This window comes from Aggregatibacter sp. oral taxon 458 str. W10330 (assembly GCF_000466335.1).
GTDB lineage: Bacteria > Pseudomonadota > Gammaproteobacteria > Enterobacterales > Pasteurellaceae > Aggregatibacter.
In genome coordinates this window covers 58,653-77,640 of record NZ_KE952599.1, presented here as the reverse complement: position 1 = coordinate 77,640, position 18,988 = coordinate 58,653, and the positions used below count along the sequence as shown (strand labels likewise).

Annotated in this window: 20 protein-coding genes; 15 read left to right on the top strand and 5 right to left on the bottom strand. The window is 43.0% G+C overall.

Annotated features, from left to right (window positions below; all coding sequences use genetic code 11):
• Positions 1-40: 40 nt before the first annotated feature.
• Positions 41-262: a SlyX family protein gene (locus HMPREF9065_RS07470; protein ID WP_021615529.1), complete on the bottom strand. Its 222-nt coding sequence runs from the start codon at positions 260-262 to the stop codon at positions 41-43.
• 87 nt (positions 263-349) lie between these two features.
• On the opposite strand from HMPREF9065_RS07470, the gene HMPREF9065_RS07475 reads away from it, so the two are divergent.
• The 5 genes from HMPREF9065_RS07475 (at position 350) to tusB (ending at position 2,929) form a co-directional block, all read left to right on the top strand.
• Complete coding sequence (locus HMPREF9065_RS07475) at positions 350-1,141, top strand: FKBP-type peptidyl-prolyl cis-trans isomerase (protein WP_033002418.1); 792 nt, start codon at positions 350-352, stop codon at positions 1,139-1,141.
• Between the two features lie 88 nt (positions 1,142-1,229).
• Positions 1,230-1,898 (top strand): helix-turn-helix transcriptional regulator, encoded by a 669-nt coding sequence (locus HMPREF9065_RS07480; protein WP_021615527.1) that lies wholly within the window; start codon positions 1,230-1,232, stop codon positions 1,896-1,898.
• A 4-nt stretch (positions 1,899-1,902) separates the two neighbouring features.
• On the top strand, positions 1,903-2,280 hold the full coding sequence (tusD, locus tag HMPREF9065_RS07485; protein WP_021615526.1) for a sulfurtransferase complex subunit TusD: 378 nt from the start codon (positions 1,903-1,905) through the stop codon (positions 2,278-2,280).
• On the top strand, positions 2,277-2,639 hold the full coding sequence (gene tusC, locus HMPREF9065_RS07490; protein WP_021615525.1) for a sulfurtransferase complex subunit TusC: 363 nt from the start codon (positions 2,277-2,279) through the stop codon (positions 2,637-2,639). Before tusD ends, tusC begins: the two co-directional genes overlap by 4 nt.
• A gap of 2 nt (positions 2,640-2,641) precedes the next feature.
• On the top strand, positions 2,642-2,929 hold the full coding sequence (tusB, locus tag HMPREF9065_RS07495; RefSeq protein WP_021615524.1) for a sulfurtransferase complex subunit TusB: 288 nt from the start codon (positions 2,642-2,644) through the stop codon (positions 2,927-2,929).
• A 7-nt stretch (positions 2,930-2,936) separates the two neighbouring features.
• Here the strand turns inward: tusB and HMPREF9065_RS07500 are convergent, their stop codons facing one another.
• From HMPREF9065_RS07500 to HMPREF9065_RS07515, 4 genes are all read right to left on the bottom strand, one after another.
• Positions 2,937-3,704: an amino acid ABC transporter ATP-binding protein gene (locus HMPREF9065_RS07500; protein WP_021615523.1), complete on the bottom strand. Its 768-nt coding sequence runs from the start codon at positions 3,702-3,704 to the stop codon at positions 2,937-2,939.
• Positions 3,705-3,713: 9 nt separating this feature from the next.
• Complete coding sequence (locus HMPREF9065_RS07505) at positions 3,714-4,436, bottom strand: amino acid ABC transporter permease (RefSeq protein ID WP_021615522.1); 723 nt, start codon at positions 4,434-4,436, stop codon at positions 3,714-3,716.
• On the bottom strand, positions 4,420-5,199 hold the full coding sequence (locus HMPREF9065_RS07510; RefSeq protein WP_021615521.1) for an amino acid ABC transporter substrate-binding protein: 780 nt from the start codon (positions 5,197-5,199) through the stop codon (positions 4,420-4,422). Before HMPREF9065_RS07510 ends, HMPREF9065_RS07505 begins: the two co-directional genes overlap by 17 nt.
• Positions 5,200-5,319: 120 nt before the next feature.
• Positions 5,320-6,615, bottom strand: coding sequence for an NAD(P)/FAD-dependent oxidoreductase (locus HMPREF9065_RS07515; RefSeq protein WP_021615520.1), 1,296 nt, complete (start codon positions 6,613-6,615; stop codon positions 5,320-5,322).
• 349 nt (positions 6,616-6,964) lie between these two features.
• Between HMPREF9065_RS07515 and HMPREF9065_RS07520 the strand changes: the two genes are divergently transcribed.
• From HMPREF9065_RS07520 to HMPREF9065_RS07565, 10 genes are all read left to right on the top strand, one after another.
• Positions 6,965-8,713, top strand: coding sequence for an ABC transporter ATP-binding protein/permease (locus HMPREF9065_RS07520; RefSeq protein ID WP_021615518.1), 1,749 nt, complete (start codon positions 6,965-6,967; stop codon positions 8,711-8,713).
• A complete protein-coding gene (gene cydC / locus HMPREF9065_RS07525) occupies positions 8,706-10,364 on the top strand; it encodes a thiol reductant ABC exporter subunit CydC (protein WP_021615517.1) in 1,659 nt (552 codons plus the stop codon). Before HMPREF9065_RS07520 ends, cydC begins: the two co-directional genes overlap by 8 nt.
• Before the next feature lie 204 nt (positions 10,365-10,568).
• On the top strand, positions 10,569-11,069 hold the full coding sequence (locus tag HMPREF9065_RS07530; protein WP_021615516.1) for a hypothetical protein: 501 nt from the start codon (positions 10,569-10,571) through the stop codon (positions 11,067-11,069).
• 19 nt (positions 11,070-11,088) lie between these two features.
• Positions 11,089-11,757 (top strand): PspA/IM30 family protein, encoded by a 669-nt coding sequence (locus tag HMPREF9065_RS07535; protein WP_021615515.1) that lies wholly within the window; start codon positions 11,089-11,091, stop codon positions 11,755-11,757.
• 22 nt (positions 11,758-11,779) lie between these two features.
• Positions 11,780-12,442 (top strand): YqiJ family protein, encoded by a 663-nt coding sequence (locus HMPREF9065_RS07540; protein WP_021615514.1) that lies wholly within the window; start codon positions 11,780-11,782, stop codon positions 12,440-12,442.
• A 35-nt stretch (positions 12,443-12,477) separates the two neighbouring features.
• Positions 12,478-14,187, top strand: a complete 1,710-nt coding sequence (locus HMPREF9065_RS07545; protein WP_021615513.1) for a flotillin family protein — start codon at positions 12,478-12,480, stop codon at positions 14,185-14,187.
• Between the two features lie 166 nt (positions 14,188-14,353).
• On the top strand, positions 14,354-15,469 hold the full coding sequence (fic, locus tag HMPREF9065_RS07550; protein ID WP_033002417.1) for a protein adenylyltransferase Fic: 1,116 nt from the start codon (positions 14,354-14,356) through the stop codon (positions 15,467-15,469).
• Between the two features lie 139 nt (positions 15,470-15,608).
• A complete protein-coding gene (locus tag HMPREF9065_RS07555) occupies positions 15,609-16,268 on the top strand; it encodes an NAD(P)H-dependent oxidoreductase (protein WP_033002416.1) in 660 nt (219 codons plus the stop codon).
• Between the two features lie 69 nt (positions 16,269-16,337).
• Positions 16,338-18,311: an LTA synthase family protein gene (locus tag HMPREF9065_RS07560; protein WP_021615510.1), complete on the top strand. Its 1,974-nt coding sequence runs from the start codon at positions 16,338-16,340 to the stop codon at positions 18,309-18,311.
• Between the two features lie 245 nt (positions 18,312-18,556).
• A complete protein-coding gene (locus HMPREF9065_RS07565) occupies positions 18,557-18,847 on the top strand; it encodes a hypothetical protein (protein ID WP_033002415.1) in 291 nt (96 codons plus the stop codon).
• Positions 18,848-18,988 lie beyond the last annotated feature (141 nt).

The following is an 18,988-nucleotide window of genomic DNA, read 5'->3' as shown; positions in this document are numbered from 1 at the left end:
ACCCTTCTTTTGGGCGCTAAATATAGCGCCCTTTTTTACATTAATAATGCGGCGGAGGGGTTTCTTCTGCCTGAGTGGCAATGTTGGAGGGTTGTACATCTTTCAGTTTATTCACTAAATAACGAAGTTGTACCTGCATTTTATCAATTAGAAATTGTTGTTCGATAAGCGCTTGATTCAATTCTTCAATGATAGTTTCTTGGAAAGTCAATTTCATTTCTAATTCGGCAATTCGTGGTTCTAAATTTTTCGATATCGACATAATAATTCCTAAATAAATGTTGTGAATTTATTGAATCCGTTTTACTCTATGACTTCGTGTTTCATGTATTATAAAGGATCTAACATCATGTTAAAATTTCAAAAATTGTCAACTGTTGCACTTATGCTCGCAAGCGTTCTTTCTGCCAATGCATTTGCAGATGCGCAAACTGAGGCAAAACCGGAAGCTGCAAAAGCAGAAGCGACTGAAATGAAAGCGGCAGAGGTCAAAAAAGCCGGTTCATTTAATGACGAAGCTTCTTATGCGGTTGGTGTTTTGTTTGGTTCAGATTTACAAGGTTTAATTGATGCACAAAAAGGCGTGATCGATTACAACAGTGATAAAGTCGTTGCCGGTATTGCAGACGTGCTAGGCGGCAAAGTTAAGTTAGAAAACAATAAAGAAATTACCGCTGTCTTACAAGAAATTGATGGCAAATTAAAAGCCGCAAGCGAAGAAAGATTTGCAGCAGCAGCGAAGAAAGCGGAAGAAGAAGGTAAAAAATTCGCAGAAGAATTTGCGAAAAAAGACGGCGTGAAGAAAACGCCATCCGGCTTGTTATACCGCGTTGTTGATGCAGGTAAAGGCAATCCGATCAAAGAAACAGATGTCGTTAAAGTACATTACACCGGTAAATTAGCGGACGGCACCGTATTTGACAGTTCACGTGAACGTAACGTACCGGCAGAATTCCCGTTAAATCAAGTGATTAAAGGTTGGACTGAAGGTCTGCAATTAGTGAAAAAAGGCGGTAAGATTGAATTAGTATTACCGGCTGATTTAGCGTATGGCAAAGAAGGTGCGGGTGCGAGCATCCCACCGAATGCGACACTCTATTTTGATGTCGAAGTCTTAGATGTGATTCCAGAGAAAAAATAATTCAAACCTTTGAAAAAATGACCGCACTTTTAGAGCCTTGCATTTAAAAGTGCGGTTTCTTATTTGAATAAAATGCATATGCACATTCATGTTAACGGATAAACGCCCTTTTACCGACGAAGATCGCACGATTTTAAATTCCTATATTGCCGTGGTTGACGGTGTTAGTGCGCTCATCGGGCAACATTGTGAAATCGTTCTCCATTCTTTTGAGGATTTAGAACACTCCGCCATTTACATTGCTAACGGACATAACACCAACCGCCAAGTGGGCTCGCCTATGACGGATCTCGCATTGCGTTCATTGCACAATATGAAATCGGAAAGCGTCAGCAAACCGTATTTTACCCGCGCCAAAAAAAGCAGTGGCTTGATGAAGTCAGTGACTATCGCAATTCGTAACAATGCAAAACGTATTATTGGCCTGCTTTGCATCAACATTAATTTAGATGTCCCTATGTCGCAATTCCTACAAAACTTTATTCCGGCATCGGATCACAGTGAAACCTCTGCGGTGAACTTTGCCAGTTCGGTGGAGGAATTGGTGGTTCAAACCGTGGAAAAAACCATTGAGGAAGTCACTTCCGACCGCATGGTGGCAAATAATAATAAAAACCGCCAAATCGTGGTTTCGTTGTATGAAAAAGGCATTTTCGACATTAAAGATGCCATCAATTTGGTGGCGGAACGCCTCAATATTTCCCGGCATACCGTGTATTTATACATCCGCCAAATCAAACAGGATCAGGACGAGTAATCATATGGATTATGTATTGGTGGTTAAACAGCCGGTTTATGGGAGCCAAGGCGCTTTTCTTGCGTATCAGTTAGCGCAAGAGTTGGTTCAAAAACATCACATCCGCCAAATCTTTTTCTATCAAGATGGTGTCAGCAATGGCAATGCTTTGGTGTATCCAGCCAATGATGAATTCAATTTAGTCAAAGCATGGCAAGCTTTTTCTCGCCAGTTTAATGTGCCATTACATTTATGTGTTGCCGCAGCGCAACGCCGTGGTGTGGTGGACGGTGATTCGGCGGCGGATAAAAGTGCGGTCAGTTTGGCGGACGTTTTTCAACTTGCCGGCTTAGGTGAGTTTAGCCAAGCCTTGCTACAAGCAGATCGAGTGATTACCCTATGACTAAACTTGCTTTTATTTTTCGTCATGCCCCTTACGGCACAGCCAATACACGAGAAGGATTAGATGCGCTACTTGCCGCCACAGTCTTTTGTGCGGAAGAAGACATTGCGGTGTTTTTCCTAGATGACGGCGTGTTGAACTTGCAAAAACACCAACAAGCGGAAGTCGTGTTGCAAAAAGACACGGCAAGTGCGTTGAAATTATTGGATTTGTACGATATCGAACAGCGCTATGTGTGTGCCGATTCACTGCGGCAATTTCAGCTCAAACCGGCGGATTTCGTCTTGGATTGTGACGTGTTGTCGCGTCAAGCGTTGCTACAACGCCTACAACAATGTGAAAAAATTCTGACTTTCTGATTATGCTTTATACTTTTTCTCAAGCGCATTATTCACAAACGGAACTAGAACATTATTTGCTAAATGCTACGGCGCAGGATGCGGTGGTGTTATGGCAAGATGGCGTGTTATTGGCGTTAAAACAGGCAGATATGTTGGCGCGTTGTCATGCTTCCTGTTTTGCCTTAGAGAACGATATTTTGGCGAGAAATTTAACCGCACTTCTGCCAAATGATGCAAAAGTGCGGTCCATTTCTTTAGCGGATTTTGTTGCGCTCAGCGAACAATATTTTCCGCAAATTGCATTATAAAAACGCGTTAAATTTCATATTCCACGCAAACGGGAATTTTTGCCTGCAACAAGAATTGCTTAGTTCGTTCATGTTGTGGATTTTCAAAAAATTCGCGCGCACTGTTTTGTTCCACCACATTCCCGTCAGCCATCAAAATAACGCGATCGGCCACATCGCGGGCAAATTGCATTTCATGGGTGACAATAATCATCGTCCAACCTTCCTGTGCCAGCAGTTTTAAGGTTTGTAGCACTTCGCCTACCAATTCCGGATCTAACGCCGAGGTGGGTTCGTCCAGTAGAATAATATCCGGTTGAACCGCCAACGCGCGGGCAATGCCTACCCGTTGTTGCTGACCGCCGGAGAGTTGCGACGGATATAAGTGCATTTTGTCTTTTAAGCCCACCTTGGTGAGCAACTCCACCGCACGTTGTTCTGCTTCCGCTTTGCTTTTCTTTTGCACCACAACCATGCCTTCCATCACATTTTCAAGTGCGGTGCGATGGGGGAACAAATTGTATTGCTGAAACACCATAGATGAGCGACGACGTAATTTCAATTCATCGGCTTTGCTGATTTTGTGAGAAAAATCCAATGTTAAACTTCCATCACAAAAACGCAGTGTGCCAAGTTCAGGTCGTTCCAATAAGTTTAGGCAGCGTAAAAAGGTAGTTTTGCCGGAGCCGGAAGGACCGAGAATCGCCACGACTTCGCCCTTCTCAATGTGAAAATCGATCCCTTTTAGCACCGGATTGCCATTAAATGTTTTATGAATGTTGTTCACTTCTAACATAGTATTTCCTTAGGCCTTGAGGTGGCGGGATAGACGTTGTTCCAAACGATCTTGTGCAAAGGACAATATCAAACAAATGCACCAGTAAATCAGTGCGGCTTCGCTATAAATCATAATAAATTCATAGTTTTCCGCAGTGATGTTTTGTGCCACGCGAAACATTTCCGTCACTAATACTAACGATGCCAAAGACGTATCTTTTACATTGCTGATAAAGGTGTTTGCCAATGGTGGCACCGATACGCGCAAGGCTTGCGGCATGATGGTGCGAGTGAAGGTTTGATAATAATTCATGCCGATGGAATAGGAGGCTTCCCATTGCCCTTTCGGAATGGATAAAATCGCTGCGCGAATGGTTTCCGAAGCATAAGCGCCGATGTTAATGGAAAAGGCAATAATTGCTGTTGGAAACGGATCGAGCTTAATCCCTACTTCCGGTAATCCGTAGAAAATGATGAAAATTTGTACCAACATCGGTGTACCGCGAATGGTGGAAACATAAATACGGCAAAGTATTTGCAATAAACGCATACCGAAATTTGGTTTCTCCACAATGCGAATCAGCGCCACCAGTAACGCAATAGCTACGCCGGCAAAAAAGGAAATCACGGCTAGCGGAATGGTTTTATCAATAGCCGCTTCCAACATAGGCCAAAAAGAGCTGATGACTTCATCAGCTCTTTCTGCATTCATAAAGGGAAGTGAGGCGAGAAAATTATTGAGTAATGTCATCGCCGAACCATTTGATTGAAATTTGTTTCAAGGTGCCGTCTTTTCTTAGCTCTTCTAATGCTTGGTTAATTTTTTCGACCAGCGGTTCCTCACCTTTTAATACCGCGAAGCCGGAAGGCACTTTGTCATCCCGTTTTACTGCGATTTTTAAACCGGAATTTGGTTGTTTCTTGAAGTAATCCAAGACTGCCAAGTGGTCGTTCACGGTAGTTTCGGCGCGATCTTGGGTAATCAATTTTAAGGCTTGTGCCAAACCTTCGACGACGATGAGTTCTGCACCATTGGCTTTGGCGATTTTGCCGTAGTTGCTGGTTAAGGATTGTGCTGCTTTTTTACCTTTCAAATCTTCAAAAGTTTTGATGCTATTGTCGCCTTCTTTGGTCACGATAACCGCAGTGGAATAGTTATACGGCGCAGTGTAAAGGTATTTTTTCAAACGTTCCGGGCTTGGATTGGTTTGGTTGGCAATTAAGTCGAAACGTTTGGCATTCAAGCCTGCGTACATGGAATCCCATTGGGTTTCGTTAAATTGAATCGTTAAGCCTAAACGTTGTGCCACAGCTTCAATGACTTCCACGTCAAAGCCGGTTAATTTGCCGCTGTCATCGTGGAAGGTGAATGGCGCATAAGTACCTTCGGTACCTACTAATAAGGTTTTGGTTTTTTCTACGCGATCGGAAATTTCTCCGGCGATGGCTTGGGTCGCCATGCCGAAAACTAAACCGGATAATAAGAATGTTTTTGCAATAAATGATTTTTTCATAAAGTGTTCCTTTTTTGATAAGGTGAAGTGCGGTGGATTATTACAGTAAGTTTTTAGAAAGCAAAATAATTGTTTTCTCTAGGTTATAACTGAAAGCAATAAAATCCGCCGATTTATTCATCAGCGGTATTTATCCAAGAAACGGTAATAGTGCACGCCAATTTTTAATGCGAGGTTTTTGACCAATTTGCCGCCGAATACCGAAGGCACGTTTAATTTACCAAAAATAGCCAAACGTTCGTCGTTGCCCAAAATGGCTTCTGCCACAATGCGACCTGCTAAACCGGTGAGCGCAACACCGTGGCCGGAATAGCCGTGGGCGAAATAAATGTGTGGCGAAATGCGTCCAAAATGTGGATTGGAATTGATGGTCATGTCGATAGGACCGCCCCAGCCATAATCAATTTTAACGTTTTCCAACTGCGGAAAAACGCGCAACATATTGTGGCGCATGACCTCAACCATGTTTTTCTCGGAACTGGAATCACTCCCGAATAATAAACGGTTATCGGCACTTAAACGGTAATAATCCAGCAAATAATTGCTGTCGCACACGGACATGCCGTTATTGATCACGGAATCAGCGGTGGCTTGATCGAGAGGCTCGGTTGCGATGATAAAACTTTCTACCGGTAGAATTTTGCGGGCAATGCCACGGTGAATACTTTTTGGTAGCACATCAATGTAGGCGTTAGTCGCCAACACCACATCTTTGGCGACAACCATACTTTTATCCGTTATGACTTCAATTTCTGTCGCCTTTTCACGTAAATCCACCACAGGCGATTGTTCATAAATACGCACGCCCAAATCCAAACACGCTTTTGCCAAACCTAAGCAATAATTAAGCGGATGCAAATGCCCGGAATTACTGTCATACAACGCACCACAATAAATTTTGCTGCCGAGATGTTGTTCCAGTTTTGCCTTGTCCCAAAGCTGCATATGTTGATAGCCAAAAATTTCGTGACTGGCTTTTTCAACGGCGATTAAATCTTCCATGCGACGCTCGTTGAGCGCCAACGTGGCATAGCCTTTCTTCCAATCGCACTGAATGCCGTATTTCGCAATGCGTTCATCAATAATATCAATGGCTTCTAAGGACATTTGCCATAGTTTACGAGCCGTTTCCAAGCCTACTTGTTCGATATATTCATCGATGCCGTCTTCAAAACCGTTAATGGCCTGACCGCCACTACGCCCTGATGCGCCAAAGCCTACCCGTGCGCCTTCCAGTACGATCACGCTTTTGCCCTGTTCGGCAAGTTCTAATGCCGTGGATAAACCGAAAAAGCCTGCACCAACAACGCACACGTCAGCCGATTCTTTTTGATTTAAGGGCGGTAACTCAAAATGTTGGTTACGGGTGACGGAATAATAGGATTCAATATGTTCTTGATGTGAAAACGCTAGCATAAATAAACGCCTGTAATGAAAAGTGGGTGCATATTACTACGCAAGGGGGATAAGTCAATATTTGAACAAACACACGGAAAAGTGCGGTCAATTATACGCCTGTTTTAAGCTATCTTTGATAAAAATAAACTCTCTTTCATTTTATTATAAAAATAAAAATAATTCTCATACACGTCTATATTCCTTTTATTTTATTTTTTATAATAAACCTCGCTCATCGTCACCATGTGTCACTTGCGAAAAGTGATTGTTCACAAGGAAATGAGCCTGTTGTCGAGAGGAAGACAGGATTCGTTAAACAAAAGTACGCTACCGGCGTACTTCTTTTTTATTTTTAGGAGTTTCTATCATGATGATAGATAAACGGCTGATAAATACAGTCGCAGATAGCAAGAAATGGATTGCTATTAATGTATTATGGAACTGGGTCGCTTTGATTGGCGGGATTATAAGTGCAGTGGTATTTGCCATTTGTTTGCAATGGGCGTTTGAGCGCACACTTACACTACAAAGTGCGGTCATTTTTACCGTCATTTTGGTTGCTTGTCTGGTGTTGCGTGCTTGGGCAGGAAAAATGGCGGTAAAAGCCTCCTATAAAGCGAGTACGCAAGTGAAACATAAATTGCGTACGCTGATTTATCAAAAATTATCTTCCATGCCGCTGAATCAGGTTAACCAACAATCTACCTCTTCGGTGATCCAAGTGGCATCTGAAGGGGTGGAACAACTGGAAATTTATTTCGGCCGTTATCTTCCACAGTTGTTTTATAGTTTGCTTGCACCGCTCACATTGTTTGTTTTCTTGGTCTTTTTTAACGCGCCAACCTCATTAATTCTTTTGGTTTGTGTGCCGTTAATTCCAATGTCCATCATTGCGGTAAATAAAATCGCAAAACGTTTGTTGGCGAAATATTGGTCTATTTATGTGGGTTTAGGCAGCAGCTTTTTGGATAATCTACAAGGTTTGATTACTTTGAAAATCTATCAAGATGACGATTACAAAGCCAAACAAATGGACATCGAAGCGGAGAATTTCCGTACCATCACCATGAAAGTCCTGACCATGCAGCTGAACTCTGTTTCTTTAATGGATTTATTGGCTTACGGCGGTGCGGCGTTGGGGATTTTGACGGCACTTTTACAATACCAAGACGGTAGCTTAAGCATTTTCGGTGTCATTTTATTTATTTTACTTTCTTCCGAATTTTTCATTCCGTTACGCTTACTCGGTTCTTTCTTCCACGTCGCGATGAACGGCAAGGCGGCTTCAGAAAAAATCTTTACGCTGTTAGATACCCCGGTAGAAGAAAACAAAAGTGCGGTGGATTTTCCGGCTAAAAATGAAGTTACCGTGCAAATTAAGGATTTACATTTTGCCTATTCTGCAGAAAAACCGGCTATTAACGGCTTAAACCTTAATATTCAGCCGAAGCAATTAACGGTTTTTGTGGGTAAAAGCGGTTGCGGTAAATCCACGTTGGTTTCCTTGCTTATGGGCTTTTACCAAGCGCAGCAAGGAGAAATTTTGTTTAACGGCGTCGATATTAAACAAATTAACCGTCATTCCTTATATCGTCATGTTTCGTTGGTGAGCCACAGCAGTTACATTTTCAAAGGCAGCCTCAGAGAAAATATGTTGATGGCATTGTCCGATGCTTCTGATGACTCTATTTATCAATGCTTAGAACAAGTGAATTTGGCGAATTTCGTCCGTGAAAACGGCGGGTTGGATATGACCTTATTAAGTCGCGGAACTAATTTGTCCGGCGGTCAAATTCAACGTTTAGCGTTGGCGCGAGCGTTGTTGCACAATGCCGACTTATACGTTTTCGATGAAGCCACCAGTAACATCGACGTAGAAAGTGAAGAAATCATTCTGCAATTTATTCAACAGCTTAAACACGAAAAAACTATCGTCATGATTTCTCATCGTTTGGCGAATGCGGTAAATGCCGATCAAATTTATGTGTTACAAAGCGGTCACTTGGCAGAATCAGGCGATCATGCTTCTTTAATGACTGAAAACGGAATTTATGCAGAAATGTTTAATCAACAAAAGAATTTAGAAAATATCAGAACGGGGGCAAATCATGCGTAAGAATGGATTTGTCGTTATGTGGCAGCTCATGAAATTGGTGACGCCGTTGGCGCATATTATGAGTTTCACCATTATTATGGGTACCCTCGGTTTCCTCAGCGCTATTTTCATTATGGTGCTGGGTGCGATGGGCTTGTCGGAATTGCTTAATTTCCACTCCCATTTAAATTTATCGCAAATTTTGACCGCACTTATTGTGCTGGCGGTAGCGCGTGGCATTTTGCGTTATTTGGAACAAATGTCCGGCCATTACATCGCCTTCAAATTATTGGCATTGTTGCGCGACAAAGTGTTCAGTGCATTACGTCGTTTGGCGTTTGTAAAATTGCAGGACAAACAATCCGGTCAATTGCTTTCTTTGGTTACCAACGACATTGAATTGCTCGAAGTATTTTATGCTCACACCATCGCGCCGATCGCCATTGCTTTTTTAACCTCTGGTATTTTATTGGCGGTGTTCGCGCATATTTCTTGGTGGTTCGTGTTGGTAGCATTTTTAGCCTATGTCACCGTCGGTATTATTTTGCCTATCGTCACCACCCAAATGGCACGTGAAGATGGTCGCAAATACCGTGACTTAGTCGGCGAAATGAACGATTTCTTCCTCGACAGCATTCGCGGCATGAAAGAAATTCAACTTTTTGGCAACGAGGAAAAACGCTTACAGGAAATCCATCAACGCAGTGAAAAAATCGACCAAGCCTTTTTAAAAATCAAACAACAAGAAGGCAACGTACGTTCGTTCACCGAAATCGCAGTGTCTTTCTTCAATATCGTGATTTTATTGGTGGGCTTAACGCTCTTTGCTTACGATGACATTGATTTTGCCGGCTTGCTCATTGGTGTGATTTTATTGATGTCCAGTTACGGCCCGGTGATTGCTTTAAGTAACCTGTCCAACAACTTATTGCAAACCCTCGCCAGCGGTGAACGTGTCTTGGCATTATTGGCAGAACAACCGGAATTAAAAGATGTTGAAAACGGCGTGAACATCGCTGATGTGCAGCAAATTAACGTAGAAAACGTCAGCTTTGCTTATGCGGATGAACAAATTTTATCTGACGTGCATTTGCAGATCAAAAAAGGCGAAATTCTCGGTATTCACGGCCGCAGCGGTAGCGGTAAAAGTACCCTTTTGAAATTAATGATGCGTTTTTACGATCCGCAACAAGGTCGTATTTGCATTAACGATACGGACTTAAAAAACATTAATACGGTGAATTTGCGCGACAATATCGCTTACATCACCCAACAAACCTATATTTTCAATGAAACGGTGTATGAAAATATTGTGTTGGCAAACCGTAAGGCAACAAAAGAGCAAGTGATTGAAGCGGCGAAAAAAGCCTCTATTCATGAATTTATCATGAGTTTGCCGGAAGGCTACGATACCAAAATCACTGAAATGGGGAACAACCTTTCCGACGGTGAAAAACAACGTATCGGCATTGCTCGCGCCTTCTTGCATAATGCGCCGATTATTTTGTTGGACGAACCGACCAGTAATCTGGATAGCTTAAACGAAGCCATGATTTTGCAATCCTTGCTAAACGTGAAAGCAGAAAAATTAATTATCCTGGTAAGCCATCGTGCCTCTACCATGGCGATTTGTGATCAGGTTATTCCTATCGCCAACGGGCGAATGTCATAGTTAAGTCCCGTTGAGTATGAAAGTGCGGTGAGTTTTTATGGTGTTTTAAAACGCTGAGAAAATCCACCGCACTTTTTTTATGCGTATTTTTCCGTTTGCTATCAGTAAATCAGTTAGGCGGTAAAATTTTTAAATAAACAGTTGTTTTTTGAAAACGATCTCTGTATATTGTATTCAAATGAATACAAATGATGAGGTTTGAATATGAGCGTAGCAAATCGAATTCCGATAAGCGTGAGAATTTCTCAGGAAGATGCGGATTTTATTGCAAATTTACAGGTTGAGGGCGCAAATACGCCTTCAGAAAAAATTCGTGAATTATTAAAACAAGCCCGGCAAAGTTATACACAGCCGCAGGATTACGGCACCGCTTTAGCGCAAGCGGAACAGTTTTTACAAAATGCCAAGCGCGATGTGTTACATGCGGAAAAAGAGCTGGGGGTTCATTCGCACATTCTGGCGCGCTTATTTGAATTGTTACCGGATTTAACCGCAACATTAGTCGCAGATGTGCCGACAGAAAGCGAGTTAGAGGCGTTAAAAAAATATGAGTGCGAAGTCATGTGGCGTATTGTGCGTTTAACTGACAGCATTTTGCAACTGGCGGTGACGGCGAAAGGGGCCGCATTCGATGACAGTGTGTTAGCCCAACTGGAAAACACATTGAATTTGGCTCACATTATTCGTCAACGTGATGAAAAATAAAAAAAGAAGGAGGTAGAATATGAGCGAAACATTAGCTCGTCGTGTCGGACGTTTGGTCAGTGGCGGATTTCATGCCATTTTAGATGCCGCAGAAAATTTAGCACCGGAAGCGGTGATGAATGAAAATATTCGCGAGATTGAGCGCGCAATAGATGAAGTGCGGTCGGAATTAGGCAAGGTTTTAGTGCAGAAGCATTTAGCCACGAAAAAAATGGCGGATGAAAGCAATCGCCATGAAACGTTGCAGGCGGATATCCAAGAAGCACTGAAAGCCAATCGTGATGACTTGGCGGAAATCGGGATTGCCGAACAAATGGATATTGAGGCGCGCTTACCAGTGTTGGAAAATACGGTGGCGGACTGTGCAGCGCAGGAAAAAGAGCTTGAAGGGTTTATTGTGGCATTGCAAGCGAAACGACGTGAAATGCAACAGGCCGTTCAAGATTGGAAGCAAAGCCAAACGCAAGCGGCAACGCATGGCAAGGGGCGCGACGGTTCCACATTAAATCAAATTTTGCGTAATACCGAAAAGACCGCCAATGCGTTTGATCGGTTGATGGGGCGACAAACCGGCTTGCATATGGCAGGACGTGATCCGTCACAGTTAGCTAAATTAAAGGATTTGGAAGAGGTGAGCAGAACGAATCGGATTAAAGAACGTTTAGCACAACTGAAAACCGCCAAATAGCATCTTGAAATAAGGATATATTATGTGGGAACTGATTACTGCACCGCAAAATAGCATTTTCGGCATTGCCATTATGCTGATGTTATTGCTTGGCATTCTTGAACTGGCATCATTTATGCTGGGTGGCATTAATGAGTGGGTCGATGATTTTTTACCGGATAGCTTAACGGACACACAGGCAGAAATTGGGCTGAATTACGCCGACAGTGGCGTGGTGATCCGATTTTTAAGTTGGTTATATGTCGGCAAGTTGCCTCTATTAATGTTAGTGGTGATTTTTCTCGCCACGTTTGGCTTGCTAGGTTATAGCTTGCAATATGCATTACATCAGTTCTCCGGTTTTTATTTGCAGGGGGGTGTTGCTGCCGTGATCGTCTGGTTTGCCAGCCTACCGTTGGTGCGCATGGCGGCTGCCGGGGTTTATCACATCTTTCCCAAAGATGAAACGACCGCCGTTACCCAAGAAAGTTTGGTCGGTTGTGTCGGGGTGGTGATACTTGGCACAGCAAAGCGAGGCAGTCCCGCCCAAGCGCGCGTAAAGGATGGTTACGGTCAGCAACATTATGTCATGGTCGAACCTGACGATGATAACGCACTCATGCAAGGCGAAACGGTATTACTGATTTCTTTACAAGATAATCTTTTTAAAGCAATCAAAAATCCGAATGGAAATTTGGTTGATTAACGACGACGTATTTTTCTCAAACACAAGGACAAATTATGGAACTGATAAGCGTTATTGCCGGCATTGTACTCATTGCATTATTAATTCTCGGCCTCATTCTTACCCGATTATATCGTCGCGCCAGCAAAGAGGTCTCGTTTGTACGCACCGGTTTTGGCGGTGAAAAAGTGATCATGAATGGCGGTGCGATTGTCTTGCCCGTGTTGCATGAATTGATTCCCGTCAATATGAATACCTTGCGTTTGGAAGTGCGTCGCGCAGCAGAGCAGGCGTTGATTACTCGAGATCGTATGCGAGTAGATGTAACGGCAGAGTTTTATGTGCGAGTGAAACCGACAGCGGAAAGCATTGCCACGGCGGCGCAAACCTTGGGGATGAAAACCATGTCGCCGGAACAATTAAAAGAATTGGTGGAAGGGAAATTTGTTGACAGCTTGCGTGCGGTTGCAGCGGAAATGGCCATGGAAGAATTGCATGAAAAACGGGTAGATTTTGTGCAAAAAGTGCAACAAGTGGTTTCGGAAGATTTGTTTAAAAACGGCTTGGAACTGGAAACCGTCTCGCTGACCGGTTTGGATCAAACCAGTTTTGAATACTTCAATCCGCAAAATGCCTTTGACGCGGAAGGTTTAACCCGCTTAACGGAAACCATCGAGGTGCGCCGTAAAAAACGTAACGATATTGAACAGGATACGGATTTGGCGATAAAAACCAAAAATTTGGAAGCCGAACGTACCCGTTTACAAATTTTGCGTGAAGAAGAATATGCCAAATTAGAACAAGAGCGCGAGATTGCGATACGTCGGGCGGAACAAAATGCCGAAATTGCCGGACAGGAAGCACAGAAAAAACGCGAAGCGGAAGAAGTCAAAATCGCAGCGTCTCGAGAAGTGGACTTAAAACGCATTCTTGCGGAACGTGATATTGAAAATGAAAAAATTCAAAAAGATCAACAAATTGAACGCGCAGAAGTAGAACGTAAGAAAGCGATTGAATTAGCCGAGCAAGATCGCGCCATTGCCGTTGCGGAAAAATCACGCGCCGAATCGGAAGCCAAAGCACTGGCGGATAAAGCGCGAGCATCGGCTGTGCGAGAAGAGGAAAGTGTTATCACGGTGCGTGAAACAGAAAAAGCGGAACGTGCCAAAGCCGTTGAATTGATTGCAGCTCAAGAAATCGCGCAAAAAGATGCCATTGCGATCACGGTTGCGGCGGAGGCGGAAAAACAAGCCGCATTTGACCGTGCAGAAGCGTTACGCATTGTGGCGGAAGCTGAGGCGGAGAAACAACGTTTACAAGCCAAAGGGGAAGCTGATGCAAAAATCTTGTTAGCGAAAGCCTTGGAACAACAATATAAAGTGGATGCCGAAGGGACCCGCGCCGTTAATGAAGCGGCGAATGTCTTGTCCGTTGAGCAAGTGGAAATGCAAGTTCGCCTTGCGCTATTGAAACATTTACCGGACATTATTCGTGAAAGCGTACGTCCAATGGAAAATATTGACGATATTAAAATTTTGCAAGTCAACGGCCTTGGAGGCTTTGGTGCCGCGACATCTGCCGAGCAGGGTGAAGTCGCTTCACAGGCCAGTTTATCCGATCAGCTTGTGAACAGCGCATTACGCTATCGCGGACAAGCACCGTTGGTGGATAATCTGCTAAAAGAGCTAGGCTTAAACGGTGCCGACATCAATGGTTTAACTCAAAATCTTAACCAACAAGTGACAAAATCAAACCACGAATCATAAGGATGAAAAGTGCGGTGGATTTCGATATTCCATCCTACTTACACGAAGAGCAAGCCGCTTTCTTCGCATATGTTTAAAAATGGAGAAATTTTAAACCTATTTTGTTGATATGTTGATTTGATAAACATATACTTCGGATTTGTTTAAAAAAATGAGATTTTTAAAGATGAGACAATGGAGCCCAACGTTTGCGTTTAATCAGCTTCCTGATCTTCCCCCGACGGAAGAATTGGAAACGAAAGACGTTTTAAAGCAAACGATCAAAGCGAGAGCGGCATTAGCGGAGTTAAAACAAGCGGCTGAGCTTATCCCTAATCAGTCGATGTTAATCAATACGTTGCCGATTATGGAAGCGCGTGCAAGTAGTGAAATTGAGAATATCGTTACCACAACAGATAAACTTTTCCGGTCATTACAGCTTGATAGTGAAGAAAATGATGCGGCGACCAAAGAAGCATTGCAATATCGAACAGCCTTATTTTCCGGATTTGAGAGTTTAAAGGAGCGTCCACTTTGTACACAAACAGCCGTATTGGTATGTAGTGAGATAAAAGGACGCGCAATGGATATTCGGAAGGTAACCGGAACGGCATTACGCAATGGTGTGAATGGTGAGGTTATTTACACGCCACCGGAAGGAGAGCGGCTGATTCGGGATAAACTAGCAAATTGGGAAACGTTTATTCATAACAATGAAGCGTTGGATCCGTTGATTATTTTGGCGGTTGCGCATTATCAATTTGAGGCTATTCATCCTTTTTTAGATGGTAATGGGCGAACAGGGCGAGTGTTAAATAGTTTATTGCTGATTGAAAAAGGACTTCTTCATTTGCCGATTTTATATTTAAGTCGTTATATTATTGAGCATAAAGCAGATTATTACCGCTTGTTGTTGGATGTCACTGTCAATCAAAATTGGCAAGATTGGTTGTTATATTTCTTAAAAGGGATTGAAGAGACGGCAATTTGGACGTTGAGTAAAATTGAGGCAATCAAAGCCTTGTCTATTGAAACAAAACGTTACATTCAACAATCTTTGCCTCATCTTTACAGTTTAGAATTAGTCGAATTGCTGTTTGAGCAACCTTATACTCGCATCGCAAATTTAGAACGAGCAGGCATTGCTAAAAGACAAACCGCGTCTAAATATTTAAAAGATTTGTGCGATGCAGGGGTTTTAAGTGAGCAATCTGTGGGCAGGGATAAATTATTTATTCATCCGAAACTAATGGAGTTGCTGAGAGGTGAGAATAATGTATTTACACCTTATGCAACCAATTAAATAAAAAATCACCGCACTTTTTCTTTTTACCGAAATCATGTGATTCTACTTTGTTGTCATATTTTGGGCGTTATATTGTGATTCCGTCTAAACAAACGTAAACTACCGCCTGATATTTATGATGACAAAGGAGAATTCAATGTTTGCTACTAAACAACAAGTATTAGATGCCTTCCATTTCCGTTGCGCAACACGTTATTACGATCCCGAGCACAAAATCAGCAAAGAAGATTTTGACTATATTTTAGAACTTGGACGCCTGTCGCCAAGTTCCGTAGGATCCGAGCCATGGCAATTTTTAGTGGTACAAAATCCCGAATTACGCCAAGCCTTAAAACCGGTGAGTTGGGGCATGGTAACGCAGTTAGATGATGCCAGCCATGTGGTGGTGATTTTGGCGAATAAACATATGCGTTACGATTCTGAGGATTTTTGCGCAAACCTTGCACGTCGCGGCTTAACGGAAGAGCAAATGCAAGCCAATATGGCAACCTATCAACGCTTTCAAACAGAACACATAAATGTGTTGGAAAACGACCGCACTTTATTTGACTGGGCGAGCAAACAAACCTATATCGCACTGGCGAATATGATGACGGGCGCGGCTCTAATCGGTATCGACAGTTGTCCGATCGAAGGGTTTAACTATGCGGAAGTCAACCGTATTTTGGCGCAAACCGGTGTGTATGACGCAGAAAAATATGCGGTATCCGTGGCAGTGACTTTCGGTTATCGCGCCAAAGAGATTCGTCCAAAATCCCGCAAACCACTCAATGAGATTGTTCATTGGATCGAATAATTTTTTCTCAAATCCGCGCTTTGTTGTTATGGCTTAAAAGAGCGGATTTTTTACGTTTTGGAGACTAAAATGTCACGACATTTATTTACGGCAGGCAAACCGCGTTCTCTGCTGTTCCCGATTTTTTTCTTTTCTTTAATTAATCTCATTGTCTTCACTCTTTCTCGCCTTGGCTTGTCTTTATGGCAACTGGATCGCGTCAATGCGGTGGATGGCTGGGGGCAGTTATTCTTGCAAGGCTTACGCATGGACGTGGTGTCTTTGTGTTATTTATTCGGCGTGCCGGCATTATTGACCGTATTGCTGTATCATCAAAACGCGTTAGGGCGCATTTGGCAGCGTATTTTGCGTTTCTGGTTGACAGCGGGCAGTGTGTTTATCGTGTTTATGGAACTGGCGACACCGGCATTTATTGAGACCTATGATTATCGCCCGAATCGCCTGTTCATCGAATATTTAATTTACCCGAAAGAAGTGTTCTCCATGTTGATGGAAGGGCATTTAAGTGCGGTTATTTTTAGCCTCGTTTTTACGCTGATTGCTGTGGTGGTGTATTGGAAACTGGCCGGTTGGACGGTACGCAATATCACGCCAATGCGTTGGACATGGCGCCCTGTGGTCGCGTTGTTGGTGATTGCCTTGAGTTTTCTTGGCGCGCGTTCCAGTTTTCAACACCGCGGAATCAACCCGGCCATGGTGGCGTTTTCCTCTGATGCCATGGTGAACGCTTTGGTGCTGAACTCCGGCTATTCTTTGATTTATGCGGCGCAACAATTTAAAGACGAAGGTACCTCTTCTGAAGCCTACGGCAAAATGGATGTAGAAGAAATGCTCTCCATTGTGAAAAACAGCGGAAGCCGTCCGGCAGAGGCTTATATTTCCAAGGAAATTCCAACCTTGACCCATAACCAAGCCACTTACCAAGGCAAGCCGAAAAATATCGTGATTATTTTGGAAGAAAGCTTCGGCGCGCAATTTGTCGGCACGCTAGGCGGTTTACCATTGTCGCCGGAATTTGACAAGTTGGCAAAACAAGGCTGGTTGTTTGATAATTTATACGCCACCGGTACCCGTTCCGTACGCGGTATTGAAGCCGTTACCGCAGGGTTTACCCCGACACCGGCACGTGCGGTGGTGAAACTTAACAACAGCCAACGTGGTTTCTTTACCTTGGCACAACTATTAAGCCAACGGGGGTATGACACGTCTTTTATTTATGGCGGGGAAAAGCACTTTGATAACATGGCGGGCTTTTTCTACGGCAATGGTTTTAAACGTATTATCGACCAAATGGATTATCAAAATCCAAGCTTCACCGGCACGTGGGGTGTGAGCGACGAAGACTTGTTCACTAAAGCCAATGAGACGTTTACCCAATTACACAACGAAGGTAAACCGTTCTTTAGCCTTGTGTTCAGCTCCAGCAACCACGATCCGTTTGAATTCCCGGATGGCAAAATCGAGCTTTACGAACAACCGAAAGCCACGCGCAACAACGCGGCAAAATATGCGGATTATGCGATTGGGCATTTCTTTAAACTTGCGAAAACCTCCAATTATTGGCAAGACACGATTTTCTTAGTGATTGCTGACCACGACTCCCGTGTTGCCGGTGCCAGCTTGATGCCGATTAAGCATTTCCATATTCCGGCATTGATTTTGGGCGAAGGTATCGAACCGCGCCGTGATAATCGTTTGGTTAGCCAATTCGATATGCCGACTACCTTGCTTTCTCTGGCAGGCATTAGTGGCGATTATCCGATGATCGGTTATGACCTGACTCAACCAAATGATCCAAACCGCGCCATTATGCAATACGACCAAGTGCAGGCATTGATGCGCGGCAACGATGTGGTGATTCAATTCCCGAAAGTGGGTGCGAAAACTTACCGTTACGACAAAGCTACAGAAACCTTGACGGAAGCAGACGTACCACAAAGTATGGTCAAAGAAGCCTTGGCGCACGCGCTGTTAGGTAGTTATTTGTATAAACATCGTTTATACACCACACCGGAAATTAAACAGGCAGAAAGTAAGCACTGATTTTAAGAGGAAAAGTGCGGTAAAAATTCATGATAGAAATTCACGGTGGATTTTGACCGCACTTTTTTCGTTTTTTCTATCCTCGTAGGTATTGATTTTCCTACCTCCTCTTTTTTCATAAAAATTTTTGTAAGAAATCAGCAGGTGATATCGTCTAATCCACAGGTAAGAACAGATTTATTTTCTTACTGTTTTTCTTTATGAAAAAAATTCAACATATCTCAATAGGATTAAAGGAGTTTCTTATGAAAAAAATGACATCATTCGTCGCATTAGCCGGTGTGCTTGGCATGGCAATGGCCTTTCAAGTGTCTGCTGAAATGAAAAGCACGCAACCGATGGAACAGCAAATGGAACATAAAATGGAGGACATGAAAGATGCCAAGCCGATGATGGATAATAAAATGGATAAGATGAAAGAGGGAAAAGCGATGAAGAATGATATGAAGAAAAAGATGAAATCAGATAAAAAAATGATGGAAAATAACATGGAACAGGGCATGAAAGAGAATGAACCTATGAAACCGAAAATGTAACTTGTTTTAAATAAGGTTCATCTTCTTTTTGAATGAAAAGGCTTGTGATAAACAAGCCTTTTCACAAAGTACATCATTCATATCCATGAATTCTTTGGTATGGCTTTCTTTGTGAAAGAGATGGGATTATGATGAATACTT